We start from the raw sequence: 12,044 nt of genomic DNA, 5'->3' as shown, positions 1-12,044 counted from the left end.
TATGTTGTTAATTGCATCGTAAAACTGTGTACGCGGCAGATGTTATTTAGATACCAAATGCATTGCTATTATATTTTTTTTGGCTATTATAAAAACGAACGTTCGTACTTTTTTGAGGTTTGAGTGAGTAAAGGTAAGCAAACAAAACAGCAGATCTTGGCAACCGCGTTGAATGTGGCGACAGCGACTAGCCTAAATGATTTGACTATTGGGGGTTTGGCGACGATCACGGGGCTGTCAAAATCAGGCCTGTTTGGGCATTTTAACTCAAAGGAAAATTTGCAATTGGAGGTGTTGGAATATGCTCAGAGTATATTCACTGACGCAGTGATCCAGCCAACAGTAAACATGAACTCGGCAATGGAGAAACTTTTGACGACCGTTGAATGTTGGCTGAACTGGTACCGGTCGCAAGGGAGTAGCTGCATTTTTGTATCTACCTCAGTTGAATTTGATGACCAGCCGGGCGCTATTCAAGATTTAGTCAAAAAGCGTTTGCAACAATGGCTAGAGTACCTGACTCAATTGGCGCAAACCGCAGTGAATGAAGGGCAAATGAAAGGCGATGCACGGCAGTTTGTGTTTGAACTTTATTCATTATATCTAGGGTCTCAACATATGGTGTGGGTCGGGTTTGAAGATGAACAACATACTCGATTTAAGTGTGCTTTGAGCGCGCTTATTCAACGGTATCAATAAGAGAGTGTTATGAGCAGTAAGATATATTTTTCAGACAAAAGTGACGCTAAAAGTGTGCGCTTTTACGCTATGCAAATACTATCAAAGTCCATGCACAGTGTCATGCCGAGTACTGCACAAAAGTACGCTAAAAAGTTATTAATGACGCCAGTACGTCATAATGTCAAACAAACGGTACCTGCGCGGTTTAAATCAGGCGTGTTGGCGAGTAAGTTAGGCCCCATTCATGTTATTAGTGCCGGAGAAGGGCCTGTGGTGTTATTTACACATGGCTGGTCAGGCAGTGCGAGTCAATTTTATGCGTTGATGGATCATGTGGTTGCATTGGGCTTTAAAGTGGTGGCATTCGATCATTATGCCCATGGCCAAAGTGGTGGCGACCAAGCAAACCTTCCTAAATTCATTTGTGCATTAAATGCGGTGTTGGAAATGCTAGCTCAACCAGTTAAAGCGATTATTAGTCACTCTATGGGCGGTATTGCGGCACTTAATTCAAATTGGCAAATTGAGCAGCATATTTTGATTGCGCCCCCGTTTGACTTTTATACAGGGTTTCGAGATAGGATCCTCTCTATCGGAATTGTTGAATCGTTATTCACTGATGTACTGGCGTCGATTGAAAACGAGCATGATATGAAGTTTAGTGATTTGTTGCCTGAACAACAGCTTATAAATCACAGTAAAATCACAATTATTCACGATATTGAAGACAAATTTGCGCGTCATGATTTAGCCTATGAGCAAGCACAGCAACATGCGCATATTGACATATACTCAACACAGGGTTTAGGTCATGGGCGAATTTTGAATTCACAACAAGTTTGGGGGCATGTTGGTGAATGTTTAATGAGTCATATGAGTTAGGTACGAACTTTATTTGTTAACTTACTCCACAATTTTTGTTATTTACGCTATTTTTAAGTATTGAAAAACAATGCTAAATACGGACTGTAAATGACAAAACTTGTAATGAGGCTAATAAGTTTAGCACTGTGTTTTAGTACTGCGTGTTTTGCCTCAAATGAAGATAAGATTTTAAAAATCTATCACGACTCAGATTATTCAAACCACCACGCTTCTGCACAAGCAATGAAAATGGGCTTTATGACGGCATTGGCTCAAGTCAACAATACAGTACAAGGTTTCAAAATTGAGTTTGTAGAAAAAGATCATCGAGGTAACAGCAATCGCAGTTTGTTGCATATGCGTCAGTTTTTAAAAGATCCTCAGGCATTTATCATACTTGGGGGGTTGCACTCTCCCCCTTATATTAAAAACCGTAATTATATTAATGAAAATGAAATTCTGCTGTTAGTACCGTGGGCAGCCGGTGGGCCCATTACGCGGTATCCAAGTGATAACAATTGGGTTTTTAGAGTATCAATTGATGACACTAAAGCCGGGTATAAAATAGCCAGTTATGCCGTTGATAGTTTGAATTGCAGCAATCCGCATATGTTGTTAGAAAGCACCCCTTGGGGCCAGTCGAATGAGAAAACGATCCGAGCAGCGTTAAAGAAAACGACAGTCAAGCAAGCTGATATAAACGTCACCTGGTTTAATTGGAATACACAGCTCAATCGCAGCAAAATAATATTAAGAGACATCATAAATTCAAAGGCTGACTGTATTTTGTTCGTAGGCAATGCAATAGAAGGAAAGTATTTTGTGAAAGCGATGGGAAGTCTACCCGATAACTTAAGACTACCCATCATCAGTCACTGGGGCATTACTGGGGGGAACTTCTACGCTTCCGTTAAGGATGAGTTACAAAAGAACCTAGCCCTTAATTTTATACAAAGTTGCTTTTCGCTAAAGCATCGACCACTAACAGAAGAAGGACGTCGTGCAATACTTGCTGGGCAAGCGCTGTTTCCTGATAAATTGGCGGATCCAGATAGACTCGCTGCACCAGCGGGCTTTGTTCATAGTTATGACATAGGTAAAATACTTATTGCAGCACTGCAACAAACTCCGCTAACAGGTAATTTAACTCAAGACCGAAAACGACTAAAAGACTCACTTGAGAATTTGAAAAAGCCGGTAGTGGGATTACTCAAAACCTACACAAAGCCATTTAGCGAATGGAGTGAAGAAAATCCAGATGCGCATGAGGCTTTAGGGCTTGAAGATATTTGCATGGCCAGTTTTGATGAGTTTGGTGGCATAAACGTGCTGCCCAACGATAAAGAGTGATAATAAATATGCGCAACAAAATACAAAAAAAACTGCGTCTTACCTCAGATAAAGCTTTTTATGCATTTTTGGGCACAAGTTTAATACTATCTCTGGTTGTCAGTATTTTATTAGTTGGTAGCCGTGCGGACGATACAGTGAGGGCGTTGCAGCAGCAGTCAAGTAAGGTAGAGGCGCAACTTGCTGCGAGCTATTTGAGACAGTTTTTAGAGACTCGACAACAGATTTTACAAGATTTGGCTCGTCATCCTATTTTAACAAATGGGGTGATGGGCAGTGAATTATCGAAAGCATCGGTCTCTGACTTTCTCGATGGATATAAAATATTAGGGCAGAAAGAACCAATACGGCTGGTCAATATTCTTGGAGACATAGTATATAGTAATGCGCCATTGAGACCAGCAATAGAAACGCAGAATGAGTGGTTAACGCGTATATTAGATGGTGAATTGAGTCATGCAATCGTGCTTAATAAGGTACACCAAGATTACTTTTTTAAAGTGTTGGTACCCGTCCAATATAATGGTTTCACGGAAGGAGCATTATTGGTTGAATTTAAAACCAGCTTACATGAGTTATTGGCGGTTGCGTTAGATAGCCGCGCTCATGCTATTAGCATTGAAGGGCGGTGGGTTTCGTTTACCAATGTAGACGCTGAGTATGAGTATGTTAGTACGGGTGTGCAAAAAATTGGCTCCACAGGCATAAAATTTGAGTACCTAACACATGTCAATTTACTGGATGATAAAGTATGGGGTTTCATGCTCGATATTGGTTGGGCAATTGTCATTAGCTTAGTTTTGTCATCGGGTTTGCTGCTGATTTTTGGTAAACAGTTGTTGTTAAACCCATTTAAGCAATTGGAGCTATCTCAACAAGCAACCATCGCCAGTGAAGAACGGTACAAATTAGCTATGCAAGGTAGTCACGATGGGCTGTGGGATTGGAATATTGTGACTGGTGAAGTGTATTACGCACCGCGTTATAGAGAGTTACTGGGCTATGAAGGAGATGATTTTGATGGCTTTCCAAATTTATTCTCAAGCTTAGAAACACATTTGCACCCGACAGATAAAGATCGAGTCATTGAGCAACTCAATAAACACATTGAACATGGTGACCCATACGATGTGGGTTATCAATTGCGTCATGCGACTGGCGAATATCGCTATTATCGTGCTAAAGGGATTGCACTGAGAGATGAAAATGGACGTGCAACTCGAATGGCCGGTTCGTTGACGGATATAACCGAGCAAAGGCTATTTCAAGAGGCTCTTAAAAAAGCCAAAGAGCATAATGATTTGTTAGCCCAAGCGATTGAGTCATGCAATGTTGGTATTTCAATATCGGACGCTAGAACGGATGATCACCCTCTGGTTTTTATTAATAGTGCTTTTACTCTAATTACAGGTTATGACAAACGAGTATTGGGAAGTAATTGTCGATTTTTACAAGGCAAAGAAACGCAAGAAGACACCATTGCTGAAATTAGAAAAACACTACGACAGCGTAAAAAACATCGAGTTGAAATATTAAATTATAAAGCGGATGGTACGCCTTTTTGGAACAATTTACAGATATCACCTGTGTTTGATGAAACGGATACATTGACTGCTTTTGTTGGTATTCAACAAGACATCACTGAACGGATTGAATCTCAACAGGCGCTTATCGAAGCAAAAGCGATGGCTGAAAATGCCAACATTGCTAAAAGCGAATTTTTAGCGTCTATGAGCCATGAAATAAGAACCCCTATGAATGGGGTGTTAGGCATGCTGAATTTATTACTCAACAGTAACTTAACTGATGAACAGCACCATAGAGCGCGGGTTGCTATGAGTAGTGCAAACTCTTTATTGACCCTGATTAATGATATTTTAGATTTTTCAAAGGTGGATGCAGGTAAGCTTGAATTAGAGTACTTGGACTTTGATTTACGTGGCATGCTCGGTGAGTTTGCGGAAGCTGCTGCAATTCAAGCACATGATAAGCAATTAGAACTTGTGCTAAATATGACCAGCATAAATGAATCGGTGGTTAAAGGCGACCCAGGTCGGCTAAGGCAAATATTGACTAATTTAGTAAGCAACGCCATTAAATTTACCAGTGAAGGTGAAGTGGTTATTGAAACGAGTTTGTCTGAAGCCGACGAGACGCATTGGCTATTCAATTGTGTCATTCGAGATACGGGGATTGGTATTTCGAACGTTCAGCAAAGTAAGTTGTTTAAGTCGTTCTCGCAAGTGGATGCCTCGACGACTCGTAAATATGGTGGTACCGGGCTGGGGTTAGCGATTGTCAAAAAGCTATGTGAATTGATGCATGGCGATGTGGCGGTTACCAGTGATGTCGGCCGAGGTAGTCAGTTTAGTTTTCATATCAAATTACAAAAAAGCGCAGGCTCATTGCAGGTAATTCCAAGCGTTGACACCACTAAATTGCATTTACTCATTGTTGATGACAATGATACTAACCGTGAAGTGCTAAGAGGCCAGTTGGAACATTGGGGCGCACAAGTTTCAGAGGCACCTTCGGGGGTGCAAGCTTTGGCGATATGTGAAGCGTATTATGCAGAGCACAATACGTGTTTTGACATTGCTTTTTTAGATATGCAAATGCCGAATATGGATGGCGCGCAACTAGGAAAGGCATTAGTTGCTAATACACGCTTTAAGAATATGAAGTTGGTTATGATGACCTCAATGGGTCATCAAGGTGATGCGCGGTTTTTTGCTGAATTGGGCTTTGCGGGGTATTTCCCTAAGCCAGCGACAACGTCAGATTTATTCGATGCTTTGGCCATTGTGGCTGAAAATGGTGAGGCACTGGCTAAGGCTGAACCTTTAGTCACTTCGCACTATATTAAAACGCTTAAGAATAAAGTGGGTCCTGACATTGAAAATGTACAATGGTGTCAATCGATTAGAATATTGTTAGCTGAAGATAATCAGGTAAATCAGATTGTCGCAACCAGCATGTTTAAAAAGCTTGGATTATCATTTATTGATGTTGCTGCAAATGGAAAAGAAGTGATCTCTTACTTAAAGCAGGCCCAACACTCAAAGCCTTACAATGTTATTTTTATGGATTGTCAGATGCCCGAAATGGATGGGTATGAAGCAACCAAAGCCATTAGGGCCGGAAAAGGCGGGGTGTTATACAAAGAGATCCCAATTATTGCGATGACGGCTAATGCTATGGTAGGAGACAGAAATAAGTGTTTGGAGGCGGGAATGGATGACTATGTTGCGAAGCCTATTGTGCCTGAGGTACTGTATGAAAAAATGCTCACATGGTTACCACACTCGCTAGAGAATAATAAGGAATAACGTTCTTTAGCAAGGTTTAGGTATGCTTTATTACCACTTCATTGATCAAGCATTGTGCATCAGGCGTTTAAATGATGCCATCATTTAGGTCTGATGCTTGGCTGCATAAGCAGAATAAAATAGAAGTCGGTGGTGATAGAGCATTAAAGGATATGCATTGGTAGACTCAGGGAATAGGAGAAAGTTTAACGTGTATTATACATGTGGCCTTTTTTGATTAACCTCAGCTCTGGATAAGCGAATTTGCCCAATAAAGCTATTTTTCTCACTCTCGGCGTTGCTTTCATTTGTAATAGCCCGCTATTACCACATAAAAGCGCCTTGATATTGAACAAAATATCATCATTGGAATGTACTTAGTTTTTTTACAAAACATTTTCTATTCCAAAACCCTTATCCAAACCTGAGGTTAATTAATCAGGCAATTCATGATGAGGCCAATAAGTTAAACCCTGCAGTAACCGGCTTTACCATATGGCAAGCTTTTCAAGATAGCGTCAATAAAGGAAACGCTACTTCTAGTCGCACATTTCTTGCGGCCGTAAAGCCTTTTGTTTCCTCTGAGTTCTTTGCGCAATTGCAACGGATAATTTTACCCCAAAACACACGTGCAGCGACGGATATTGAGCAATTGATTAAGATGAGCCAGCAATAGAGCGGTATGTTATTACTGGCATAGGGCATGGATGTTTGATCACCATCGAGTGAAATGCATCACGGCGCTCAAATGGGAAGAAGCATCTTTAATTCGCAATAAGTGCAGCAGACATAAAGCCGTCAACTGCTTTTTCTTAATGAATGGTTGGTTGTCATTTTTGAGTACTGATAACCAATGTACTATGACCCCCCTAAAGTTAAGTCTTGGAAGGTGTTGTGTGTCTTTGGGCTTAGTGGCAACTTCTGCACACTCATGCTCTTGATATGCGGTCCACGGGAATCGACAGACTTGCGGGTAAGCATAGTTTACCCATGTATGATAAAAAGCGTGGTTACGTACTTTCTCAACTGGCAATGCTAAAGCACTTTGAATGATTTTGTATGAATAGAAAGGGCAAAAATACTCGACTCGATATTGGTCTACGTTCTCAAAAATGGTTTCTAAATGGTGATGTTGCTCGTTCAGCAAGAGAAACAGCTGCACCGCCTTATCTAACCCTAGAGATTGGTAGTGACCAATGGCCTGGCAGAGGTTATAGATGAGCGCTCGTTGAAGTTCATCTGCATGATTAATTACCGACTTAGGAAGATAACCTTGTTGTTGTTCTAAGAATTTATGTACCAGACACAATAAATCATTAGATTTAGCTGCTTGGTAGACTTCATCGGTGTAGTTGGTTAAGCCAAGTGAGCTGTTGCCACCATGACCGACCCAGGCGAGGGTTGGCCTAGATACACCTCTGAGAAATTTAGGGTGACTATCGTTTAAATCACTTAAAATTGCTTCTAGAGAATTTAATTGGTGATATTCTGGGTTTACCGCAGTCAATACAATGTCATTTTCCTGAGTAAATTCAAATAACTGCTTTTTTATTTGGGCGGGTTTTCGTGTGAGATGAACGGCTTTGATTTTTTTACTTATTCGCGAAAGTTGCGTATTTAGCACTCTGCTATCAAGTCCATTTGATAGGGTGCTGAGTACAGTTGAATCTGTTTTACTTGCTTTAGCGACGACAGATTTAAAGGCTTGATCCAACTCTGTAACAGCATCACCTAAATCTAATTTTTGTTTGGCTAATGCCAGCCAGTCGAGGTAATTCTCACATGTGTGCCCACTTTTATCGAACACTAACAACTCAGCGGGTGTAGCTCTGCGAACTTCGTTATACGGGGTGTGGTCAAGTAAAGTGTACCCAAGCGTGGCTAATTCACATAGTGCTGCGTAATTACGTGTTAATGTCACCCCTAATTCTTTAAATAAGTTAAGTTGTGTCGAAAACAATAGTCCAGTACCAATATGCATATAATAAAATGGACGGATAGCGAGGGGGTCAGTTGCTAGTACCAACTTTTCGTGTTCGGTGTTGTATTGGGCGTAATTGAAAATCCCATCACTGCTAAGCAGCATTTCTGTTAACTTCTCAAAATTACCTGCAAACGTTGTAAGGTCGTTGCTGCGGTCACTGGTAATAAGTGGGTGGCCGATAAGCGTTGCAACTTGCAAATCATTGTGCAACCACGCAGGCTGTTTGTAAGCGTCAAAGTCGTATTGGAGTATGACACCGCGATTGCAAGTAAAGCGATTCACATCACTACTCGGGTATGATTCAAAATATCGTATTAACTTGTTTATTATGCATTTTTTGTCAGCATGATCCGTATCAAAAGAAAAATAACCTGCTAGAATTGCCATATTTGTTTGCTCTTAAATCAATTGAGATAAGATTGATGTAGCGAGAACTAAGCCAGAGCGTTTCGTCAATGCGTATGGGTATAGAAATTAAGGAGAATAATTGAACAGTTTGGCACGCGCTATCGGTCACTCTATACTTTTTTTTAATGGTTTGATGCTTATTTTACTCGGTGTCGAGCTACCTGTTATAGGAAAGTATATTGCAGTAGTTGTGTTGGTAGCTAATGGTATTTTTATGGTGCTGTTTTGGCTAGATAAACGCCGAGCCTGCAGGCAAGAGAAAAGGCTCAGCGAACTCAGTTTACTCCTTGTATCGTCTTTAGGGGCGCACTTTAGTATGTATGTTGCTCAAGATGTGTTTCACCATAAGTCTAAAAAGTGGCAATTTAACGTTAAGTTGCTTTGTGCACTGCTGTGTCAAACTGCCTTACTTGGGCTCATGTGCTATTGGTTATTGAGTGGGTTGGCGAGTGTACGAGTCGATGAGTGACCAGCGGGTGTCTTCCTTTTGGCCTCCTAAACCTAAAATCCAATAGTTATAGGCGTCATGCACTTTACCATTGGCTTTTTGAATATCGAGCCATGAATTAACATAGCTCAGCAGATCCAGATTGCGTTTAGCAATAGCGAACCCAACAGGGTACTTGATGGAACCTTCTTGCGGGACAATTACACCGAATTCAGGGTAAAACATGCTCCATGCGAACCCGGCTTCAGCACTGATCACCAGTGCATCAAAATTATTAGGGTCCGTAAAGTATTGCTTTAAATTGTTCAGTTCAGAAAAGTGTATATTGGGGTATTGCTTTGTTACCTTATTTAAAATAGGGCCATATTCTACATGAGCAAACTGTACGCTAGAGAGGTTTGTTATATCGCTTTTATGTGCAAAGCGTTGTAATTGGTGATCTTTGGCGAGTAATGCTAATTGCAATTTTAGCACATGATCACTGAATCGAACCTTGGTTAAATCGACCACATTTATTTCTAATCCAGACATAGCAATATCAAAATAGCCTTTGTTAAGGTATTCACTTAATTGGTGTTTTTTAAAGGGGATAAACTCAACTTCAACTTGTAAATCATCAGCAAGCCGATGGGCCAAACTAATATCAAAGCCAACGAGTTCATTTTTTTGGTTAAAGTAGCTAAAAGGGACATTATCAACTAAGTAACCAACTCTAATTAAGTTTCGCTTTTGAATAATATCAATATTGGTGAGCGACAATTCTCCGGAATGATATGCTTTGGGTACGTGGTTTAATACATGTGCAGGGACTGTTTCAGCAATCACCATATTTGCAATGATGTCGTCAGCAGCTTTACTGTTGCCTGCTAAATGACTATTTAGTGTGTAGCTGGTGAACATGAATATGGGTAGGCACACGCTCATTAGTGCTAGGTAATATACCGAGCGTAATCGTTTTAAATGCAGTTGCTTTCGGCAATAGAAAATACTTAAAAATACAAAAGAAAATATATAAATGACCGTTGTAGGTGATACTACTTTGGCACTGAGTACCGACATAGACAAGTACAACTGATAGCTATCGGCTGGAATTTTCAAGCTATCAAGTAAAAATGGGATTGCGATATGCACATTGGCAAAGTAACTCAGCATCGCCGACAGAGTAACATTAGGAATATCAGAAATACCGACAGGACTCCCCGTTAACCATGCTGCGAACATGACGAACATCAATGTGGTGAGTTTACCGAGGCTAGGGAATGTGTAAGCAATAGGCACAAGTACCTCGGCAATGTGATCAGCTTGCTCATCAGCTTGATTGGTTTTTCGCAGGTGCTCTTTGATCCCTTCTGTGATAACCGGCAATACAATAAAGACGTTTCCGGTACTGAAAGCCGTTATCCACGCATTACGCATTACTAGAATAAGGTCCCGGTATTTTATTGGTGTAAAAGCAGCCACTATCATCGGCATGAGTACAAGCATCAAATATAGTCCAAGGCATAATACCAAGACCCAATATACTTGCAGATTATTTAATTGTTCACCACTGAGCGTACCAGCCGTACTGGCGGTCATCGCAAAAATACCAATAGGGAAAATCGTAATGATCTTTTTTGAGATTACCGTTAGCCCCTGTCCAATGACTTCAAGAAAGTCAAGTACCGTTGTTTTACGTTTATTTGCTATTAATGAACTGCCTAAAGCGATACAGAAAATGACGATGGCAGGTACGTTACCTTGTGCTAAAGAGGCGAATGGATTGGCGGGGATATAATGTTCAGCAAAATCGATGGAGGCCGTAGGGCTAATAAGGGCTGGCGAAAAAAATGTCCCAGCGTCATGTTGAGGTAGTGTTAATGCAAAGCACCAAATAGCAGCGAGACCAATGCACCATAAGCTTATCATTACGGTTGCAGCTTTGAGTAAAATACTTTTGACTTGCTCAGGACTAAACTTTCCTAGTCCGACTATCAGGCTTACGACAATATACGGGAATATAGTGATCTGCATCAGCTTAACGAAGCCATTACCTATGGGTTGTAAAAATGCAACGCGTTCACCAAAAATAAGGCCTGTAGCAACACCTAAGATCAGTGCCCACAGCATCCAATTACGACTTTTCAAAAAAGAAAAAAATGTATTCATTGTGTGCATCGCTCAATATTAGCTTCAATTAAGCATAATAGAAAAATAAAAGAGCGGGGATTATAGTGATCGAAACTGACTGGTGTCTGAACTGACTATGCTTAAATTGATTAATAGAAAAATGTGCAGCAATGGATGCTTTACTGTATGTAAAAGAGTAAAGCATAATTAATGAACGTTATTGCTTAATCGTGATAGGCTGGTTTTCAATACCAGCATAAAAAACCATAATTTCAGCAGTGTCAGTACCGGTATTTACCCCGTAGTGCCATGTGTCTATTACTTCAGTAATAGGATCACCGGCAGTCATTTTGAGCTTTTTCCCTTTTTTGGTTGTAACTAGCAACTCACCTTTGAGTAACACGCCTGCATTAATAACGGGGTGTTGATGCCGAGGCAATGTGACGCCTGGGGCGATAGCTATTTTCAAAATAGTAATTTCTGGTTGACCTTTTGGGTAAGCTGGGAGTGTATTACCGTTCCAGCTTTGCGTTGTTTTTACAATCGTTTCTACTGAGATTGGTGCGTGTTTTTCATCAGCGGTACTATAAAAAGATAGTAATACCATAAGGGGTGGTAGAAGATATTTCATTGTTCACCTATGGGTAATTAGAAAGGTGTTTGTGAGGGCAAACACATATAGTTACTATGGGCCTATTGTAAGCAACAGAGTGAACTAGGCTCATTCTGCTGCTTATTATCTCGTTATTGCATCAATTTCGTTATGTACTTAACGGGTGCACTACCAAAGCTTAAAAATGTTTCATGGAATGTTTTTAAGTCGAAGCTATTCCCCAATTTAACTTTTTGCGCCTCACGCAAATCGTAAATTTCTCGGTATCCGCTATAGTAG

9 protein-coding genes are annotated in these 12,044 nt (G+C 40.6%); 5 read left to right on the top strand and 4 right to left on the bottom strand.

All coding sequences use genetic code 11. The features are described 5' to 3' along the window. Window positions 1–123 precede the first annotated feature (123 nt). From J8L97_RS09725 to J8L97_RS09710, 4 genes are all read left to right on the top strand, one after another. Entirely contained in the window at window positions 124–699 is a 576-nt protein-coding gene (locus J8L97_RS09725) for a TetR/AcrR family transcriptional regulator (protein ID WP_211049134.1), read from the top strand. Window positions 700–708: 9 nt separating this feature from the next. Continuing rightward, window positions 709–1,563: an alpha/beta hydrolase gene (locus J8L97_RS09720; protein WP_211049132.1), complete on the top strand. Its 855-nt coding sequence runs from the start codon at window positions 709–711 to the stop codon at window positions 1,561–1,563. Window positions 1,564–1,653: 90 nt separating this feature from the next. Beyond that, window positions 1,654–2,895: an ABC transporter substrate-binding protein gene (locus J8L97_RS09715; protein WP_211049130.1), complete on the top strand. Its 1,242-nt coding sequence runs from the start codon at window positions 1,654–1,656 to the stop codon at window positions 2,893–2,895. Between the two features lie 8 nt (window positions 2,896–2,903). Continuing rightward, complete coding sequence (locus J8L97_RS09710; protein ID WP_211049128.1) at window positions 2,904–6,224, top strand: response regulator; 3,321 nt, start codon at window positions 2,904–2,906, stop codon at window positions 6,222–6,224. 694 nt (window positions 6,225–6,918) lie between these two features. On the opposite strand, the gene J8L97_RS09705 is transcribed toward J8L97_RS09710, so the two are convergent. Next, a complete protein-coding gene (locus J8L97_RS09705; protein ID WP_211049127.1) occupies window positions 6,919–8,574 on the bottom strand; it encodes a hypothetical protein in 1,656 nt (551 codons plus the stop codon). A 100-nt stretch (window positions 8,575–8,674) separates the two neighbouring features. Between J8L97_RS09705 and J8L97_RS09700 the strand changes: the two genes are divergently transcribed. Further along, window positions 8,675–9,064 (top strand): DUF1294 domain-containing protein, encoded by a 390-nt coding sequence (locus tag J8L97_RS09700; RefSeq protein WP_210997673.1) that lies wholly within the window; start codon window positions 8,675–8,677, stop codon window positions 9,062–9,064. On the opposite strand, the gene J8L97_RS09695 is transcribed toward J8L97_RS09700, so the two are convergent. The 3 genes from J8L97_RS09695 to J8L97_RS09685 form a co-directional block, all read right to left on the bottom strand. Continuing rightward, window positions 9,026–11,191 carry a cation:dicarboxylate symporter family transporter gene (locus J8L97_RS09695; protein ID WP_247688620.1) on the bottom strand — a complete coding sequence of 722 codons (2,166 nt, stop codon included), beginning with the start codon at window positions 11,189–11,191 and terminating at the stop codon, window positions 9,026–9,028. The genes J8L97_RS09700 and J8L97_RS09695 overlap by 39 nt on opposite strands. A gap of 178 nt (window positions 11,192–11,369) precedes the next feature. Next, window positions 11,370–11,783, bottom strand: a complete 414-nt coding sequence (locus J8L97_RS09690; RefSeq protein WP_211049125.1) for a cupin domain-containing protein — start codon at window positions 11,781–11,783, stop codon at window positions 11,370–11,372. Between the two features lie 113 nt (window positions 11,784–11,896). Continuing rightward, a partial coding sequence (locus J8L97_RS09685; RefSeq protein ID WP_211049227.1) for a DUF885 family protein occupies window positions 11,897–12,044 on the bottom strand: 148 nt, incomplete at its 5' end.

Source organism: Pseudoalteromonas sp. MMG012 (genome assembly GCF_018100875.1).
In the GTDB taxonomy this organism is placed as follows: domain Bacteria; phylum Pseudomonadota; class Gammaproteobacteria; order Enterobacterales; family Alteromonadaceae; genus Pseudoalteromonas; species Pseudoalteromonas aurantia.
The sequence above is the reverse complement of the archived record's forward strand: the minus strand, read 5'-3'. Positions and strand labels throughout refer to the sequence as shown.